Annotated in this window: 15 protein-coding genes; 8 read left to right on the top strand and 7 right to left on the bottom strand. The window is 71.6% G+C overall.

Going from position 1 to position 18,158, the window contains the following annotated elements; all coding sequences use genetic code 11:
- Window positions 1-216 precede the first annotated feature (216 nt).
- The 5 genes from ACSUPV_RS19225 to ACSUPV_RS19205 all read left to right on the top strand — a co-directional run bounded on the left by ACSUPV_RS19225 (window position 217) and on the right by ACSUPV_RS19205 (window position 5,237).
- Window positions 217-735 carry a toxin-antitoxin system HicB family antitoxin gene (locus ACSUPV_RS19225; RefSeq protein ID WP_382616903.1) on the top strand — a complete coding sequence of 173 codons (519 nt, stop codon included), beginning with the start codon at window positions 217-219 and terminating at the stop codon, window positions 733-735.
- Between the two features lie 82 nt (window positions 736-817).
- A complete protein-coding gene (locus ACSUPV_RS19220; protein ID WP_436947903.1) occupies window positions 818-1,669 on the top strand; it encodes a DUF4097 family beta strand repeat-containing protein in 852 nt (283 codons plus the stop codon).
- Window positions 1,670-1,732: 63 nt separating this feature from the next.
- On the top strand, window positions 1,733-2,686 hold the full coding sequence (locus tag ACSUPV_RS19215; RefSeq protein WP_436949914.1) for an ATP-binding cassette domain-containing protein: 954 nt from the start codon (window positions 1,733-1,735) through the stop codon (window positions 2,684-2,686).
- Window positions 2,683-3,498: an ABC transporter permease gene (locus tag ACSUPV_RS19210; RefSeq protein WP_436947902.1), complete on the top strand. Its 816-nt coding sequence runs from the start codon at window positions 2,683-2,685 to the stop codon at window positions 3,496-3,498. The genes ACSUPV_RS19215 and ACSUPV_RS19210 overlap by 4 nt, the downstream gene beginning before the upstream one ends.
- 116 nt (window positions 3,499-3,614) lie before the next feature.
- Complete coding sequence (locus tag ACSUPV_RS19205) at window positions 3,615-5,237, top strand: alpha/beta hydrolase (protein WP_382613518.1); 1,623 nt, start codon at window positions 3,615-3,617, stop codon at window positions 5,235-5,237.
- 118 nt (window positions 5,238-5,355) lie between these two features.
- Here the strand turns inward: ACSUPV_RS19205 and ACSUPV_RS19200 are convergent, their stop codons facing one another.
- From ACSUPV_RS19200 to ACSUPV_RS19185, 4 genes are all read right to left on the bottom strand, one after another.
- A complete protein-coding gene (locus tag ACSUPV_RS19200) occupies window positions 5,356-8,409 on the bottom strand; it encodes an FG-GAP-like repeat-containing protein (RefSeq protein ID WP_436947901.1) in 3,054 nt (1,017 codons plus the stop codon).
- 172 nt (window positions 8,410-8,581) lie between these two features.
- Complete coding sequence (locus ACSUPV_RS19195) at window positions 8,582-8,932, bottom strand: MerR family transcriptional regulator (RefSeq protein ID WP_031120198.1); 351 nt, start codon at window positions 8,930-8,932, stop codon at window positions 8,582-8,584.
- Window positions 8,933-9,384: 452 nt separating this feature from the next.
- Entirely contained in the window at window positions 9,385-10,848 is a 1,464-nt protein-coding gene (locus tag ACSUPV_RS19190; protein WP_436947900.1) for a DEAD/DEAH box helicase, read from the bottom strand.
- A gap of 188 nt (window positions 10,849-11,036) precedes the next feature.
- Window positions 11,037-11,240, bottom strand: a complete 204-nt coding sequence (locus tag ACSUPV_RS19185; RefSeq protein WP_028799214.1) for a cold-shock protein — start codon at window positions 11,238-11,240, stop codon at window positions 11,037-11,039.
- Between the two features lie 497 nt (window positions 11,241-11,737).
- Here ACSUPV_RS19185 and ACSUPV_RS19180 point away from each other — a divergent pair, with 497 nt between their 5' ends.
- On the top strand, window positions 11,738-12,199 hold the full coding sequence (locus tag ACSUPV_RS19180) for a DUF2809 domain-containing protein (protein WP_436949913.1): 462 nt from the start codon (window positions 11,738-11,740) through the stop codon (window positions 12,197-12,199).
- Here ACSUPV_RS19180 and ACSUPV_RS19175 read toward each other — a convergent pair.
- On the bottom strand, window positions 12,100-12,612 hold the full coding sequence (locus ACSUPV_RS19175) for a DUF4760 domain-containing protein (protein WP_382613530.1): 513 nt from the start codon (window positions 12,610-12,612) through the stop codon (window positions 12,100-12,102). The genes ACSUPV_RS19180 and ACSUPV_RS19175 overlap by 100 nt on opposite strands.
- Before the next feature lie 183 nt (window positions 12,613-12,795).
- Here ACSUPV_RS19175 and ACSUPV_RS19170 point away from each other — a divergent pair, with 183 nt between their 5' ends.
- Window positions 12,796-14,028 (top strand): ABC transporter substrate-binding protein, encoded by a 1,233-nt coding sequence (locus ACSUPV_RS19170; RefSeq protein WP_436947899.1) that lies wholly within the window; start codon window positions 12,796-12,798, stop codon window positions 14,026-14,028.
- Window positions 14,029-14,118: 90 nt separating this feature from the next.
- On the opposite strand, the gene ACSUPV_RS19165 is transcribed toward ACSUPV_RS19170, so the two are convergent.
- Together ACSUPV_RS19165 and ACSUPV_RS19160 are read right to left on the bottom strand one after the other, a co-directional pair.
- Window positions 14,119-15,195, bottom strand: coding sequence for a class I mannose-6-phosphate isomerase (locus ACSUPV_RS19165; RefSeq protein WP_436947898.1), 1,077 nt, complete (start codon window positions 15,193-15,195; stop codon window positions 14,119-14,121).
- 210 nt (window positions 15,196-15,405) lie between these two features.
- Window positions 15,406-16,737: a hypothetical protein gene (locus ACSUPV_RS19160; protein ID WP_031120316.1), complete on the bottom strand. Its 1,332-nt coding sequence runs from the start codon at window positions 16,735-16,737 to the stop codon at window positions 15,406-15,408.
- A 66-nt stretch (window positions 16,738-16,803) separates the two neighbouring features.
- On the opposite strand from ACSUPV_RS19160, the gene ACSUPV_RS19155 reads away from it, so the two are divergent.
- Window positions 16,804-18,138, top strand: a complete 1,335-nt coding sequence (locus ACSUPV_RS19155; protein WP_382613541.1) for a molybdopterin-dependent oxidoreductase — start codon at window positions 16,804-16,806, stop codon at window positions 18,136-18,138.
- Window positions 18,139-18,158: the final 20 nt, after the last annotated feature.

The following is an 18,158-nucleotide window of genomic DNA, read 5'->3' as shown; positions in this document are numbered from 1 at the left end:
GCTGCGGCACAGTCCAGGGGACCGGCCGGCCCCACTGTAGAAGCGCCCGCCCCGCCCCAACCGTCACAGCAGACGACCGGCCGCACAGGTGGCGCATCCGATGGCGCCAAGTGGTGCCACTCGACGCCACTTGGCGCCATGTGGCGTCACGCGGCGCCAGGCCTTCCGCGCCAAACGAGCTTGCGTGTGGCGCCATAGTGGTGCCAAGATGGCGTCATGGATCTCACCCCGTATGTCGACACTCTCCGCCGCGAACTCGCGGTGGCCGCCGAGGCCGGCGGCGAGGACGCCCGCGAGCTGGCCGAGAGGCTCACCGCTCCCCTGGAGTCGGCGACCCGGCTGACGCTGCTCAACGTGCTCTCCGCCGCGATGGACGAGATCACCCGCGAACTCGCCCCGGGCTCGGTCGACGTACGGCTGCGCGGGCTCGACCCCGACTTCGTGGTGACACCACCGCCCGCCTACGGCAGCGGCCCCGCGGAGCCGGCCGGGCCCGTCGAACCGGTCAGGGCGCAGGCGCCCGCCGACGGCGACGAGGGCGGCACCGCCCGCGTCAACCTGCGGCTGCCGGCCCACCTCAAGGCCCGCGCCGAGGAGGCGGCGACCCGCGAGGGCCTGTCGGTCAACGCGTGGCTGGTGCGCGCCGTGTCGGCCGCGGTCGACGGCGGTGCCCGAGCGCACACGACGGACACGACCCGCACCATCGGACAGAGCTTCACCGGCTGGGTGCGCTAGCCGCACCCCCTCGCACTCGCTCCACCTCACACCACGTCCCACCAGCGGGGACGTCCCAAGGACTCAAGAGGACGGGACAGCCATGCCTTCTTTCGACACCCCGGAACCGATCTCGGTCACCGCCCACGTGCCCGCCGCGGCCATCCGGTTCGCCGCGGGCGACCGCACCGACACGGTCGTCGAGGTGCGGCCCCGCGACCCCAAGCGCGACAAGGACGTACGAACCGCCGAACAGACCGAGGTCGGCTACGCGAGTGGCGTCCTGACCATCAGGACCCTGCCCAGGCGCCGCACCCTCCTCGGGCCCAACGGCCTCGTCGACGTGTCGGTCGAGCTGCCCGCGGGCTCGGACATCGACGTGTCCGGCGGCTCCTGGGCCCAGGTGCTCGGCGAGGGCCGGCTCGGCGAGGTCCGGGTGAAGACGTCGAGCGGCGAGGTGCGCCTCGACACCACCGGCCCGCTGACGCTGAGCGTGACGCACGGCCCGGTCACGGTGGACCGTGTCGAGGGGCCGGCCGAGATCACCAGCAGCACCGGCCACGTGCGCGTCGGCACCGTCGACGGCCCCGCCGTCCTGAAGAACTCGCACGGCAACACGACTCTCGGCGTCGTGACCGGCGAGCTGCGGGTGAGCGGCGCCAACGGCGCCATCGACATCGCGCGCGCCGAGGCCTCGGTCACCGGCACCAGCACCAACGGCCCGCTGCGCGTCGCCGAAGTCGCCCGCGGCGACGTCCGGTTGGAGACCTCCAACGGCTCCATCGAGATCGGCGTCCGCCAGGGCACCGCCGCCTGGCTCGACGTCAGCTCCAACCGCGGGCAGGTACGCAACAGGCTCGTCGCGTCCGAGGCCCCGGAGGAGACCGAGGACAGCGTCAAGGTCCGCGCACGGACCAACTGGGGCAACATCGACATCCTCCGCGCCAAGGCCTGACCACCACCGCACCTCCCACCCACACCCAGCCTTCTCACGGAGGGCCCCATGCCTGTATCTGTCATGTCCACGTCCACACAGGGGGATGGTCGGCCGCCGGCCGCCGTCTCCGCCACCGGGCTGCGCAAGTCCTACGGCGACAAGACCGTCCTCGACGGCATCGACCTGCACATCCCGACCGGTTCCGTGTTCGCGCTGCTGGGCCCGAACGGGGCCGGCAAGACCACCGCCGTGAAGATCCTCTCCACCCTCATCACCGCCGACGCCGGACAGGCCCGGGTCGCCGGCCACGACCTGACCACCCAGGCCCAGGCCGTACGCGCCGCGATCGGGGTCACCGGACAGTTCTCCGCCGTCGACGGACTGATCACCGGCGAGGAGAACATGCTCCTCATGGCCGACCTGCACCACCTGCCCACACACGAAGGACGGCGCATCGCGGCCGAGTTGCTGGACCGCTTCGACCTCACCGAGGCCGCGAAGAAGCCCGCCTCCACCTACTCCGGCGGCATGAAACGCCGCCTGGACATCGCCATGACCCTGGTCGGCGGCCCGCGCGTCATCTTCCTCGACGAACCCACCACCGGCCTGGACCCCCGCTCCCGCCACACCATGTGGCAGATCATCCGCGAACTGGTCACCGGCGGCGTGACCGTCTTCCTCACCACCCAGTACCTGGAGGAGGCCGACCAGCTCGCCGACCGCATCGCCGTCCTGCACGACGGCAGGATCGCCGCCGAGGGCACCGCCGAGGAACTCAAGCGGCTCGTCCCCGGCGGACACGTCCGGCTCCGCTTCACCGACCCCGCCGCCTACCGCACCGCCGCCACCGCCCTGCGCGAGGCCACCGGCGACGACGACGCCCTCACCCTGCACCTGCCCAGCGACGGCAGCCAGCGCGAACTGCGCTCCCTGCTCGACTGGCTCGACGCCGCCGGCATCGAGGCCGACGAACTCACCCTGCACACCCCCGACCTCGACGACGTCTTCTTCGCCCTCACGGAGGCCGCCCGATGAGCACACCCCCGGCACCCGCCCGCCCGGCCCGGTTCTCCCTCGCCGTGCGCGACTCGTCCACGATGCTGCGCCGCAACCTGCTGCACGCCCGCCGCTACCCGTCCATGACGCTGCAACTGCTGCTCACGCCGGTCATGTTGTTGCTGCTGTTCGTCTACATCTTCGGCGACACCATGAGCGCGGGGATGGGCAGCGTGGAGGGCCGGTCCGCGTACCTCGCGTATCTCGTCCCGGGCATCCTGATGCTGACCATCGGCGGCACGACGATCGGCACCGCGGTGTCCGTCGCCATGGATATGACCGAGGGCATCATCGCCCGCTTCCGCACGATGGCGATCCACCGCCCCTCGGTGCTCGTCGGGCACGTCGTCGGCAGCGTGCTGCAGTGCGTGCTGAGCGTGGTCCTCGTCGGCGCCGTCGCCGTGGCCATCGGCTTCCGATCCACCGACGCCACCGCTCTGGAGTGGCTGGCCGCGTTCGGGCTGCTGGCGCTCGTCTCCCTGTCGCTCACCTGGATCGCGGTCGGCATGGGCCTGGTCAGCCCGAACGCCGAAGCCGCCAGCAACAACGCGATGCCGCTGATGGTCCTGCCGCTGCTGTCCAGCGCCTTCGTCCCGGTCGACGCGATGCCCGGCTGGTTCCGGCCCATCGCCGAGTACCAGCCGTTCACCCCGGCCAGCGAGACGCTGCGGGGCCTGCTGCTCGGCACCGGGATCGGCCACAACGGATGGCTGGCCGTGGCCTGGTGCGTGGGGCTGGCCGTGCTCGGCTACTTCTGGTCGACCTCCAAGTTCGACGCCGGCCCGAAGTAGGCCCTGCCGCAGTCGGCGAGAACACACCTGATTGCACATCATTTTCCTTGATTCGCAGGGGCGTTGGACCGAGGCTGTGTTCCGTCTGTGAACTCCTGATTCATGGAGGAACATCCGTGCCGTCCAACCCCCCACGCGCCCCGCGCGCGAGAACGCGCAGCAGACTGGCCGTCGGAGCCCTGGCCACCGCGCTGTTCGGCCAGTTGCTCGCCGGCAACGCCGTCGCCGGCCCCTCGCCCCAGGCCCCGACCGCCACGACCTCGCCGACCGGGCGCATAGCCTGGGAACCCTGCGCGTCACCGTCCGGCCAGGGCACCTTCGAGTGCGCCACCCTCAAGGTGCCCGTGGACTGGAAGCGGCCGCGGGGCGCCACCATCGACCTGGCCCTCGCCCGCCACCGGGCCACCGACCCCGAGCGCCGCATCGGCTCGCTGCTGATCAACCCCGGCGGCCCCGGCGGCTCCGGCGTGGACTTCGCGTTCAGCGCCCCCGACAGCTTCTCCCCGGACCTGCTGGCCCGTTTCGACATCGTGGGCTTCGACCCGCGGGGCGTCGGCCGCAGCAACCCGGTGAAGTGCGACACCGACCGGGTGAACGCCCAGGAGGCGCTGCTCTATCCGGACAGCGCCTCCTCCTTCGCCGCCCTCCGCGAGGCGAACCGCGCGCTCGGCGCGAGCTGCCGCGACCTCACCGGGCCGCTCGTCGACCACATGGACACCGGGAGCGTCGTCCGCGACATGGAGGCGATCCGCGCCGGCCTCGGCGAGCGGCGGATCAGCTACTACGGCGTCTCCTACGGCACCGCCATCGGCCAGCAGTACGCCGAGCGCTATCCGCACCGCGTCCGCGCGATGACCCTCGACTCCAACATGGACCACAGCCTGGGCCCCTGGGGCTTCCAGAAGACCGAGGCCGCCGCGGTGGAGGAGTCGTACGGCCAGTTCGCCGACTGGTGCGCCCGCACCCCGTCCTGCGCGCTCCACGGCCGGGACGCCCGCGCCCTGTTCGACGCCCTCTACCAGCGCGCCGACGCCGGGGAACTCGTCCTGCCGGGCGACCCGCCCGAGACGGTCACCCCCCAGGACCTCCAGAGCTTCGCCCTGGGCAACCTCTACGACCCGGCCGGCTGGTTCGACTTCGCCCGGACCCTCGCCGAGCTGGACGCCGTCAAGCCCGCCGCGGCACGGTCCCTGCGGAAGTTCGGCGAGCCGACGGAGTTCCCGTTCTACTCGGTGATGTGCCAGGACTACGACTTCAACGTCTCCTCGTACGGCACCCTCGCCCGCTTCGAACGCGAACTCGCCCGCCGGTCCCCCGTCACCCGCCTCAGCCCCCTCGGCTGGACGGTCATGACCGGCTGCCAGGACTGGCCGGCCGAGGTGACGAACCCGCAGCGCAGGCTGGACGTCGACGGCACCCCGAAGATCCTGATGACCAACAGCCGCTTCGACCCGGCCACTCCGCACTCCTGGGGCTCCAACGCGGCCCGGCAGATCGGCCGCGAGGCCGTGTTCCTCACGTACGACGGCGTCGGCCACGGCGACTACTGGCTCAGCCCGTGCGCGCGGGACGCCATCGACACCTACCTCCTCACCCTGAAGACACCGCGCGACGGCACCCACTGCCCCGCGGTCTGGCCGGCCGACGCACCCTCCGCCCAGCGGAAGTCACCGGCCGGTGGCCTCGTCAACCCGCTGCCCGACCTGCTCGGCACGGGGACGTACGGCCGGACCGGGTGACGCGACCCCACCCCGCCCGTCCCTGAACGACGTTCCTGAACGACGTACTGAACGACGCGGCGCGGCCCGACCGTTCAACCGGTCGGGCCGCGCCCCGGGGACAGTCGCGCAGGACGGCTCAGAACAGGCCCTTGTACCCCTGCCAGCCGGTGGCGATCCTCGTACGGCCGCCGAAGGAGCCCTTGCCGTTGCCGCTGTTGCGCCACACGGCGCCGGAGGTGTCGCGGGAGACGAGGTCGGCGCGGCCGTCACCGGTGATGTCGCCCACGCCGACGACCACGTTGTACGACGCGCCCCAGTCGTCGAACACCTTCACCCGGCTCTTGAACGTGCCCGCGGCCGTGCCGTCGTAGCGCCACAGCTCGTTCGACTTGTCCTGCGCCAGCAGATCGCCGTGGCCGTCGCCGTTGAGGTCACCGGCGCCCACGACCTTCCTGTAGCCCGTCCACCCGGACGCGATCTTCACCCGCGTCGAGAGCTTCCCCGTGCTCGTCGCCTTGTAGAGGTAGACGTCCCCGGTCGAGGCGTGCCGGGCGATCAGGTCCGCCCGCCCGTCACCGCTGACGTCCCCCGGCGAGGTCAGCACGTTGTACTGGGTCCAGCCGGACGTCCCCAGCGAGGTGTACGCCGTCGACGGGGTCACCGCCTTCCCGCACCCCGGCCGGTAGGCGCGCAGCGCGCCGCTGCTGAACCGCACCAGCACGTCGTTGCACCGGTCCCCGCTCAGGTCGCCGAACGGCACCACCTTCACGGTCGTCGGCCAGCCCGAGCCCGTCGTCTTCCCGGTGAACGTCCCGGTGCCGGTCCCGGACTGGTACGTCAGCCCGCCCGAGCCGTTCAGCGTCACCAGCTCGCCGAAGCCGTCCGAGGCGACGAAGTCCCGCCAGGCCGCCGCCGCGCCGGTGACCTTCACCGTGCCCGACTTCGTCAGCGCCGCGCCCTGCCCGTCGGCGGGCGTGACGGTCAACGTCCAGGTGTAGGCGCCGTTGGGCACCAGCCGGCCGGCGCCGTCCTTGCCGTTCCACGCGGCGGCCACCACGCCGCGCGCCGGGCCACCGGAGAGGGTGCGGACGACCGCACCGGCCTTGTTGCCCATCACGAGCTTCCAGGAGGCCGCGGGCTTGTTCAGCCACCATTTCGGGCTCCACTGCGCCGCGCCGCCCTTCACGTCCGCCGAGGCCGGCACGGTGGCGTCGAGCTGGGCGAGGGGTGACACGGGGATCCCGCTGGGCGTCAGGCGGATGGAGTGGTCGGAGCGGAGCTGGGCGATCACGCCGGTGTACGGGTCGACGTCCCAGGAGTTCCACTCGAACGTCCCGGCGGTGTGCGACACGGGCGTCCCGCTGCGGACGTCGATCACCTTGAGCTGCCCGTCCGCGACGGTCGCGACGAAACCGTCGCCGAGCTGCGCCTGTTCCCAGCCGTCGCCGGAGACGAGCGTCAGGTTCCGCTTGGTGACGGTGTCGTAGACGCCCTGGCCCTCCTGGTTGAGCACGCAGTTCCACAGCAGCCAGCGGCCGACCGCCTGGAAGTCGTTCAGCAGGCAGCCGCGCCCGAACCACACCGGCTCGCCCTGCCGCCCGGTCAGCAGGTCGTAGGGGACCACCGTGTCGTTGCCGGACATCACCCAGGCGGTGGTGCCCCACAGGGCCCGCACCCGCTCCGTCGTCGTGAACACCGTGCGCCCCGAGTCGAGGTCGAGGACCCGGGTCTCCGACACCCCGGCGCTGTCCCACGGCCTGGTCAGGGCGGCGAAACGGCCACTGGCGGCGGTCGCGGTCTGGTAGACGCGGGAGCTGTCGATCCGGGTGCCGGGCATCGACTGGGTGGGCCCGAGGACGCGCGGCTGCGCCTCGGCCTCCGTGCCGTAGCCGGAGACGATCGTCCGGCCGTCGCCGGTGTCGAGCGGGCGCGGGCCGCCCTGCCCGTAGTGCAGCAGGTCGAGACGGCCGCGGTTGACGCGCGTGCCCGCCGTGGGGGAGCCGGTGGCGCCGGTGTCACGGGTGTGCAGGTAGGTCCACTCCCCGGCGGGGTCCTCCTCCACGGTGGTCAGCCGCCCCTGGGCGAGGGTCAGCCGGGAGACCGTGTGGGCGGCCCGCTTGGGGTACGCGTCCGCGACCCTGCGCACGGTGACCCCGCCGCCGTCGGCGGGCTCGACGAGGGAGACGCCCCACTGGTCCGGGTGGGCACCGCCCGGTATCAGGAGCCCGCCGCCCGGAGTGGGCATGGCCTGCCGGGACGTGCGGCCCAGGATCGTCCGGGGCGAGGAGCCGTCGAGCGGGACGGCGTCGACCCGTGAGACCGGCAGATGGGTGCTGTTGCGTCCGTAGGACGCGTCGTACCGGGACACGATCACGGTGTCGCCGACCAGGCCGAGCACCTGCCCGACGTCGGTGAGCGGCACGGTCCGCGGAGTGCCGGTCAGGTCGTCGCGCGAGACGGTGAACAGGGTGCCGTCGTGCCACCACACCAGGTGGGTGGAGCTCAGCGCGACGAGGTAGTACCAGGCCTTCACCTCGTACGGCAGGGTCGTCACCCGCCCCTGCGCGACGTCGAGCCAGCCGGTGAACTCGTCGTCGCCCGTGCGGTACCGCACGATCTGCCCGCGCGCGTCACTCAGCGACGAGTGCCACAGGTAGCTGCCGGAGGGCAGGCCCGTCACCGTGCGGTCGGCGACCGAGCCGTCCTCGCCGAGGTCCAGCAGGTGCAGCACGGTGTCCGTGCCCGGCTTTCCCGTGGTCGTGACGACCGTCGAGCCGAGGGTGCTGTAGTACGTGTGCCCCTCGGGGAGCGGGACCTCGCGGACCTCGCCGGAGGTCATGTCGCGCAGCGTCACGGTCCTGGCCGACTGGTCGTAGCGGGCGACGACGTCGGTGCCCGCGCCGGACGCCGTGCTGCCGTAGGAGTCCCAGCCGGACGGGTCGACGACCGTGTCGGTGCCGTCGTAGCTCGTCCAGAGGTGACCGCGCCCCTCCTCGTAGCGGAGGAATCCCGAAGGCCCGGCGCTCAGCAGGCTCGTCCAGGGGACGGCGGCCGTGGTGGCCGGCACGACCACCTCTCCGGCGACCGTCTCACCGTGCGCGCTGCCGGCGGTCAGCGAGCCGAGACCTACGGCGAGCGTGAGGGAAACGGCGACGGCGGTGGCGCCTCGTACGAGCGCACGTCTGCCCATGCGGGACCTCTCCGGGGAGTGGGCGGGGACTTGGAGAGGCTTGTGCGTGCGCCGGTGAGCCGCGGGTCACGACGCGCGGCTCGACATGGCGTTTTCAGACACCCCCCCAGGTGAATGGCCGGATCGTAGCAGTTGCCGCGTGCATGATCGATAGGCCGGGGAGGGGATGTGATCAGCTCGCTCCGGTACCGGAACCGCCGGACGCCTCCTGCGCGGCGCGGCGGTACTCCGCGTTGAGGCGCTGGGCCTCTTCGAGCTGGTCCTCGAGGATGACGATGCGGCAGGCGGCCTCGATCGGGGTGCCCCGGTCGACGAGCTCGCGGGCCCGCGCGGCGATCCGCAGCTGGTAGCGGGAGTAACGGCGGTGTCCGCCCTCCGAGCGCAGCGGAGTGATCAGCCGGGCCTCGCCGATGGCACGGAGGAAACCGGGGGTCGTGCCGAGCATCTCGGCGGCCCGGCCCATGGTGTACGCGGGGTAGTCGTCGTCGTCCAGACGATCGCTGAGCGGGGTATCTGCTGCCATGTCACCTCGTAGTGCAACGCGTCGAGGGGCCCTGGTGCCGTACGGCACCAGGGCCCCGAAGGAAATTCAACACCATCTGTCGGCCCTGTGATGCTCGGCCGACCTTCTGTTTCCGCTACCCGGCCCGGTGAGGGGAGGGGTGCGGGGATCGCGGCTGCGTGACCGGGGACCACCATCCAATCCGGGGTCTTGCGGTACCCGGACCGAGAGCGTCCCGGGCCGGGCGATCCTGATGGCGTCTGCTCCTCCGTTCTTCCTGACTGTGTCAACGGGAAAAATGCTAACTGCCTCAGAAGGCAATGTCTACTCTGACAAAGATAGATTTTGGGATCCGAGGATCGCAGGGTTCCGTCGGCATCCCCTCGGTGGCAAGGCGGCGACATGACGACGAGGGCCCTGCCGACGCGCGTCGGCAGGGCCCTCGTCGGGCCGGTGGAAGGTGAGGCCGCGGATCAGTTCCAGGCGGCCGAGCCGAAGCCGGTCCGCCGCTGTGCCCTGGGGCGCGCCGCCTCGCCGCCGGGTCGGCCGTGGCCGCGCCGACCACGACGCGGCCGGGACGAGGAAGCACCGCGGGGGCGTTCCGCTTCCGGCGCGGTGACGACGACCGGGATGCCGGACGGGGCCTGGGCGCCGGTGATGCGGCTCAGTTCCGCCTCGCCCGAACGCACCTGGGCGACCTGCGGGGTGATGCCCGCCGCGGCCATCAGCCGGGTCATGCCGCGACGCTGGTGGGGGGTCACCAGGGTGACGACGCTGCCGGACTCGCCGGCGCGGGCCGTCCGGCCGCCGCGGTGCAGGTAGTCCTTGTGGTCGCTCGGGGGGTCCACGTTGACGACCAGGTCGAGGTGGTCGACGTGGATGCCGCGTGCCGCGACGTTGGTCGCCACCAGGACCGTCACATGCCCGGTCTTGAACTGGGCCAGGGTCCGGGTGCGCTGCGGCTGGGACTTGCCGCCGTGCAGCGCCGCGGCGCGGACACCGCTGCTCAGCAGGTGCTTGGTCAGCCGGTCCACGGCGTGCTTGGTGTCCAGGAACATGATCACCCGGCCGTCCCGCGCGGCGATCTCGGTGGTCGTCCGGTGTTTGTCCGCGTCGTGCACATGGAGGACGTGGTGCTCCATCGTGGTGACCGCGCCCGCGGACGGATCGACCGAGTGCACGACCGGGTCGTGCAGGTATGTGCGGACCAGCCGGTCGACGTTGCGGTCGAGGGTGGCCGAGAACAGCATCCGCTGCCCGTCCGGCCGCACCTGGTCGAGCAGGGCCGTGACCTGGGGCATGAAGCCCATGTCGGCCATCTGGTCGGCCTCGTCGAGGACCGTGATGGCGACGTCGTCCAGTCGGCAGTCGCCCCGGTCGATGAGGTCCTTGAGCCGCCCCGGCGTCGCGACGACCACCTCGGCCCCGGTGCGCAGCGCACCGGCCTGCCTGCCGAGGGACATGCCGCCCACGACGGTGGCCAGCCGCAGGCTCACGGAACGGGCGTACGGCGTGAGGGCGTCCGTGACCTGCTGGGCGAGCTCGCGGGTGGGGACGAGTACCAGGGCGAGCGGCTGCCGCGGCTCGGCGCGCCGTCCCGCCGTACGGGCCAGCGCCGCGAGGCCGAAGGCCAGGGTCTTGCCCGAACCGGTGCGGCCACGTCCGAGGACGTCACGGCCGGCCAGGGAGTTCGGCAGGGTCGCGGCCTGGATCGGGAACGGCACGGTCACGCCTTCGCGGCCGAGCGTGGCGAGCAGTGCCGCGGGCATGCCGAGATCGGCGAACGACTCGACGGCGGGCAGCGCGGGCGTGATCGTCTCGGGCGGTGCGAACTCGCCCTGGACGGCGGCCCGTCGGGCCGGTCGGTTTCCGTAGCCCTTGGAGCGGCGGGGACCGGCGGAGCGGTCATAGGTGCGGGATGTGTGGGCGCGCTTCATGCGGGACCTTCCTTGATGAGGCACGTGGCAAGGAATTCCCGCAGCGGATGAGCGGCGCCGAGAATCTCGATACGAGCCGGAGTAGAGGTGGGGGGAGCCTTCACGGCTCGCGCCCCGAAAAGCAGCGAGCTGGGGCCCGCACCCCAGAGGTGCGGGCCCCAGCTGCGAAGTATGCGTCAGCGCCGATGTCAGGCGGGGACGATGTTCTCGGCCGTCGGGCCCTTCTGGCCCTGCGCGATGTCGAACGACACCTTCTGGCCTTCCAGCAGCTCGCGGAAGCCCTGGGTGGCGATGTTCGAGTAGTGGGCGAAGACGTCGGCGCCGCCGCCGTCCTGCTCGATGAAGCCGAAGCCCTTTTCCGCGTTGAACCACTTCACGGTGCCAGTAGCCATTTCATTCTCCTTCGGAGACGGTGTCAGGAATCCACCCTGTGTGAATTCCGTGTCGCCGTGATGATTAACCCGTCGGAAATGAACCCTCTGGCAACCACACCTGCAACTGACACCGACAGTAGCACGGTGCGATCGGCCGTGTGCGGTCCATGAATTTCGATCCGTCCCGGCGGCGGGGAATACTCGGCGCGCCCTGCCCTTATTTCTCATTTCGCGAGCACAGATATTTCGTCCCGGGGGCACGGTTTTCTGGCCGGGCGTCTTCGTCCGCAGCGCTGTGACCTCCCTCGACGGTGGATGTGCCACTGCGGCGGGTGTCGTCGGGCGGCAGGGCGCCGGACGGGCGGGGACCCCGCTGCCGCGAGGAAGGTCACATCGCAGCGAAGGTACTGAAGGCACTGAAGACGGCGAACACGGTCAGGGCGGTGAGGCACCATGACCGGGTGACTCGCATCGCCGAAACCCGCTGCGGCGCCGCCGATCCGGCCCGGACCCGCATGGCGGCGGCCGGGGCCGCGGTCGTGACGGTCGGCGCGGGGCTGGGACTCAGGGCCGTCGCGGCGGGGGGCCTGGCCAAGTACGGCGGAGACGCGCTGTACACCGTCCTGATCCTCACCCTCGTCGTCCTGGCGGCCCCACGGCTGAGGCCCCTGCCGGCCGCCGGATGCGCCCTGGCCGTCAGCTGGGCCGTCGAGTTCCTGCAACTCACCCAGGTGCCGGCGGAACTCTCCGCGCACAGCACCCTCGCCCGCCTCGTACTCGGGTCCACCTTCAACGCGCCTGACTTGTTCTGGTATGCGGTAGGTGCGGGGGCGGGGTGGCTGGTCCATACGGTGGCGCGTTCCCGCCCCCGTCGGGGTCAGAGCCTGTTCGAGGGCGGGAGGACCCGCAAGCCCAGCTTGCGGTACACGTCTTCCGGCCGACGGGAGGACACCCGCCACGCGAGGTCCTCGAAATAGCGCATGGGGCTTCGCTGGTGCTCCTGCCGCTCCAGGTACACGTACGGAGCCATCAGATTCCATGCCCGTAGCAGGCTCCCGCCGTAGGCACCAATGATCAGTGACTCATCCACCAGGCCATGAGCCACCAGCTTGCCGAGATCGTTGTAGAACAGACCGACGCGCTGAACATGCCGCCTCGTCTCCTCCGGCAGCTGCAGATAAGGCACGGGCTCCGGGTGCTCGACCGTCAGCCGGTACAGCACGTACTCGACTGACGCCAGGTACTCGTCGCCGCGTGTGTCCCTGAACCCCTCAAGGATCATCGCGAGCACCGTCGACTTCCGGTGTGACGTGAGTTGTCCCCACGCCAGTCCGGCCGACGTGACCAGTGCGATCACGGAAACCAGCAACGTCACCACGTTCAGGCTCACCGCACGCCCCCCACTTCTGCCGATGTCGGTGGACTTCCTACCCGGCACGGACGGTTGGCCCGCCCAGGAAGAGGGCTCGTGACCCCTGCGCTCTTGGAGTCGCCTGGCACCCGCTCGCCTGGGAGCACATTCACCTGTGTCACAATGTGTGCAAATTGCACCAAGGGGACATTTGGATATGTCATGACAGGGCCGCGCATCGCAGTGAGGGCAGCCGTCGCCGCGGCGCTGGCCGGGACGCTGGTCATGGCGTGCGGCGCCGACGACAGCCCGAAGACGCTGACCTGGTCGATGTGGGCCGACGGCGGTGAGGAACAGCGGGTCTGGCAGCAGTTCGCGGACCGGGTGTCCCTCGAAGACCCGCGGATCACGATCAAGCTCGAGACCTCGTCCTTCGGCGACTACTTCGCCGAGCTCGGCACGCGTCTCGACAGCGGCGACGCGCCCTGCATCGTCTCCATGCAGGCGCTCCGCACCACGGGCTACACCCGGGGCATGCTGCCGCTCGACGACCTGATCGCCAGGAACAAGTTCGACGTGACGGACTTCGACAAGTCCGTCATGGAGGGGCTGAGCGCCGACGGGAAGCAGTACGCGCTGCCGTACGACGTCGGCCCGGTGATCCTCACCTACAACAAGGACATGTTCCGCGACGCGGGCGTGCCCGAGCCCAGGCCGGGGTGGACGCTGGCCGAGTTCGAGTCGGCCGCCCGTGAGCTGACCGGGCACCGGAGGTACGGGTTCGTGGCGGCGCCTCAGGATCTGTGGATGTTCTCCATGGTGCTGACCAAGACCGGGGCACAGCCCACCGACGGCGCGGGCCACCTGCGACTGACCACGCCCGCCCTGGTCAACGGCGTGCAGTGGTACGCCGACCTGGTGGCCAGGAAGAAGGTCGCCCCCCAAGTGCCCGCGGCCGATCCCGCGTTCGCCGACAGGGAGTTCCTCAGCGGCAAGGTGGCCATGGGCACCAGCGGGCCGTGGGCGTTGCTGAACCTGAAGAACCAGGCCGGCTTCCAGGTGGGCCTCGCCACCCTTCCCGCCGGCCCGGACGGCAGCAGGACGTACTCGTCCGGTTCCGGGTTCGGCATCGCCAAGTCCTGCCCCGACCCGGATCGGGCGTTCAAGGCGATCACGCTCATGACCGCCACCAGGCAACTGGAGTGGCTCGGCGGGGTGGGGCGTGCCTATCCGTCACGTGAGTCGGCCCAGCACGCGTGGTACGAGAACGCCCGCCTCGCCGGTGCCCGGGAGGTTCTCGAAGCCGCCAACGCCACGGCGACTCCGCTGCGTACGACGGAGAACTGGGACCGGGTCAACGAACTGCTCAACCAGCACGGGGACAAGCTCTTCAGCGGGGCGAGCTCCGCGGAACAGGTCCTGGAACAGGTACAGAGGCAGTCCGGGCGGGACTGACCGGGGAGGGCCGGTGCCCTGCTCCTCGTAGTGGATGCTGACGTCGTCGCTGGTGGTGACGGTGCTCATGGGTCTCCTACGGGTCTCCTCCTACGTGAGCGGGTCGGCGAGGCCCTCGCCGAGCGCGGCCACGGCGGCGGCTCCGTGTCCGGCCGCGAGCAGCGGCGCGCGGACGTCCTGTTCCAGGTCGGGCAGGTAGCCGAGGAGGACGTCGGCGGGCCCCTGGATCCGGACGCGGCCCAGCGCGGCCGGCAGCAGCAGGCTCCGGGCGCGTCCGAGCCGCTCGGACCGGCCACCGGACTCCACGGTGACCGGGGCGCCCGCGTTGCTGACGACCAGCGCGGTGGAGAAGTCGTACACCAGCGGGGCCGCGGTGCCCGCCCGCCACCGTTCCAGGGCGAAGTACGGGCCGGCGCACAGCACGGTGCGTTCCACCGCGTCGTCGACCTGGACGCTCAGGCCGGAGCGGAACTCGGGGCGTGGGCCGGGACGCCACTCGTCGAGGAGCCGCCCGAGGTTGGTGTGCCACTCCTCGTCGTCGAGTGCCGAGCCGTCCTCCATGTGCCGGCGCATGGCGTGCTGTTGGATGTCGGAGGTCTGCTCGATCTCGTAGACCAGGGTGCCGGGGCCGAAACTGTGCAGGGTGCCGCCGGGCACGTAGACCGTCTGCCCGGCCCGCACCGGAAGCCGGCGCATGACCGCGTCGAAGTCCTGCGCGAGCAGGGCCCGGTGCAGCGAGTCCCGGTCCACACCGGCCTTCGTCCCCAGCAGGGCGGTGGCTCCCGGTGCCGCGTCGAGGACGTGCCACGCCTCGGTCTTGCCGTGGGGCTCGCCCTCCAGCCGGCGTGCGGTGTCGTCGTCGGCGTGCAGATGGACCGGCAGGGCACCGGCGCCGTCGATGAACTTGGTCAGCACCGGGAAGCGCGGGCCGCGCCATCCGCGCCCCACCAGTTCGTCGGGGTGGTCCTCGACGAGCCGGCGCAGCGTGCGGCCGGCCAGCGGGCCGTCCACGACCCGTGCTCCCTCGCCGTCCACATCGCTGACCTCCCAGGTCTCGGCGACCGGGCCGTCGGGCAGGCCGGTACGGCCCAGCCGTTCGGCGAGGGCCCGGCCGCCGAAGACGTGCTGCTTGACCGGGGTGGTCAGCCGCAAGGGGTACCAGTCCACGACCCCTCCTGGTTCCTGATGGCTGTCAGCGGACGGGCCGGCCGACGATGAGCGGACGGCCACGTCAAAGGGCGGCAAAAAGCGAGGTCGACGGTGCCTCTGTCCTGTCGAGCGGGTTACCCGGGTGCGTGGGCACAAACAGCGCTGACGAAGGAGATCCGATGGCCCCGCCCCGGAAGCGCGCACACCTGATCCCGCGCCTCCTGGGTGTCACCACCCGGTGAGCAGCAGATGGTTGAGCAGGAGTGCGAGTACCGCTTGGGCGGCCAGCCAGACGCGGGGGCGGGTGAGGAACGCGCACGCCGGCAGCAGCCACACCGCGAAGGGGAGCCAGATGCGTTCCGTCTCGGCCTTGCTCATGCCGGACAGGTCGGCCACCAGGACGGCGAGGAGGGCCGCGGACACGAGAACGGCGAGGCGGACGTGCCCAGGGGCTTCGGCACGGCGCCGGAGCAGCACGGCACCCGTCCGCCGCAGCCCTGGTGCCGTCGCCAGGCCCGTGATCAGGACCGTGCAGGCGAGGTTCGCCCACACCCAGTAGCCGTAGGGGCGGATGCCGCCCACCCCCTGGTGGTAGCGCGTCACCAGGAGCCGGTACGCCTCCCACCAGTCGAATCCGGCGAGGGTGAAGGCCGTCGGGACGACGGCCAGACCGGCGAGCAGCGGCAGGAGCAGCACCGGCCGTTCCCGGACGCGCCGCCGGCCGAGCAGCAGGACCGCCGCGCCGATGAGCGCGACGAGCGTGAGGCCGTATGAGAGGTAGCAGGTGAGCCCGAAGAGGAGCCCGGCCGCGGCCGCCCACCACGCCGACCTTCCGCTGACCGCGAGTGCCAGCGACGCCACGGCCCACGCCGCGACCGCCGCGAAGTACGCGTCGGCCGAGGTGCCCATCCACACCGCGGCCGGGGCCAGGACCAGGAAGGGCGCCGCTCGACGCGCGAGGCTCTCACCGGCCAGTGCCCGTACCGCGACCAGCACGGCCACGCATGCCGTGGCGCCGACGGCGATGCACCACACCCCGGCCCAGCCGCCGCCCCGCAGCCCGAGCCGGTCGAGGAGGACGAAGGTGAGGGGTGCCGCCGGGGGGTGTCCGGCGACATGGGCGGGCCAGTTGTCGGGGGACTCCAGAAGGATGTGGTGGGTGAAGTCGCGCAAGGTGGCCGGGATGTCGTCGAAGCGGTCGACGACCTGGAGGTATTCGTGGCGGGTGGTGAGCCGGCCCGCGACACCCCGCTGCCAGCCGTCGACCAGGGCGAGGGAGACGATCCAGGCCGTCGCCGTCGCCCATGCCGTCGCGAGCAGGGCCCGCCAGGGCAGGCCGGCGGCGAGGGCGGGGCCGTACGCCACCACTGCCGCCGCCACGAGCAGGGCGGCCGGGGTGCCGGGGCCCACATGCGGGTCCCAAGTGGCGAGCACCGGGGGCCACTTGACGAACAGGGTGTGGTGGGCGTGCTGGAGGTGCCGGCCGGCCAGCACGGCCGCCGTGATGAGGAGGGAGGCTGCCAGGGCGGCGTACAGATCGCGGAGGAGGGGGCGGGTCACATCCGCACGCTAGGCCGGGTGATGGGGGGAAGTACCTCCGTCCGGGCCGGATGTCAGCGTTTCGTCATGGGCCGCGGAGCCGTTCCGGGGGTGCGCCGGGCCTACGGTCGGGCCATGACACGGTCTCCTTCCTCGCCGGGCTTCTGGCGCAGTCCCCTGCGCGGCCCGTGGCTGACCTCGGTGCTGGGCGTCGTCCTGCTCGGCGGGGTCACAGTGCTGTTCGTGACGGGGCTGGTGTCCTACGCCGCCTACAACCCGAATCTGGCGCCGGTGAACGACAAGACCCCGGAGAAGGGGATCCTCGGCTTCTACCTGTTCTCCTGGCCGACGGACCCCCAATGGCTATACCGGCTCAACCAGGGCGTCCACGTCACGCTCGGAATCACGCTGATCCCCGTGCTGCTGGCCAAGCTGTGGTCGGTGATCCCGAGGCTGTTCGAGCTGCCCCCGGCCCGCTCGCTCGCGCAAGCGCTGGAGCGGATCTCGCTGTTGCTCCTGGTCGGGGGTGCGCTGTTCGAGTTCGTGACGGGCGTGCTCAACATCCAGCTGGACTACGTCTTCCCGGGCTCCTTCTACACCCTGCACTTCTACGGGGCCTGGGTGTTCTTCGCCGCGTTCGCCGCCCACGTCGTCCTGAAGGCGCCCGCGGCCCTGCGCAACCTGCGCCGGCTGCGGGAGGAAACCCTGCCGGATCGTGTCCCGCCCGATCCGGTCCCGCCCGATCCGGTCCCGCGGGATCCGCTCCCGTCCGATCTGGTCTCCCCGCGCCCGGACCCGCCGACCGTCTCCCGGCGCGGCGCCCTGTGGTTCGTCGGGGGCGGCTCGCTGCTGCTGTTCGCGACCACCGTCGGGCAGAGCTTCGACGGGCTGCCGCGGCGCACCGCCCTGCTGGCCCCGCACGGCGGAGCCGACCCGGGCAGCGGCCCGAACGGCTTCCAGATCAACAAGACGGCCCGGTACGCCGGAATCGATCCGGTGGAGACGACCGAGGACGCCTGGCGCCTCGTCGTGACCGGACGCACCGGCACCGTCCATCTGAGCCGTGCCCGGTTGGCCCGGCTTCCCCTGCACAGCGCGGCGCTGCCCATCGCCTGCGTCGAGGGCTGGTCGACGTCCGACCAGTGGTGGCGTGGGGTGCGGCTGCGCGACCTCGCCGCGCTCGTCGGGTACGACGAGGACCCGCCGGATGTGCTCATCGAGTCCCTCCAGCGGCGCGGAGCCTTCCGCCGTGCCGCCCTGCGGGCCAATCAGGTAGCCGACCCGCGCTCCCTGCTCGCCCTGTACGTCAACGGCGAGGACCTCTCCCCCGACCATGGCTTCCCGGCGCGGATCATCGTGCCCGCGGCGCCCGGCGTGCTGAACACCAAGTGGGTGGCCCGCATGACGTTCGGAGATCTGTGATGCGACCCAGGAAACCAGCG

This window comes from Streptomyces sp. SudanB52_2052 (assembly GCF_964272415.1).
GTDB classification, from domain to species: domain Bacteria; phylum Actinomycetota; class Actinomycetes; order Streptomycetales; family Streptomycetaceae; genus Streptomyces; species Streptomyces olindensis.
Note: the sequence above shows the minus strand (reverse complement) of the source record. Positions and strands in the feature narration are given on the sequence as shown.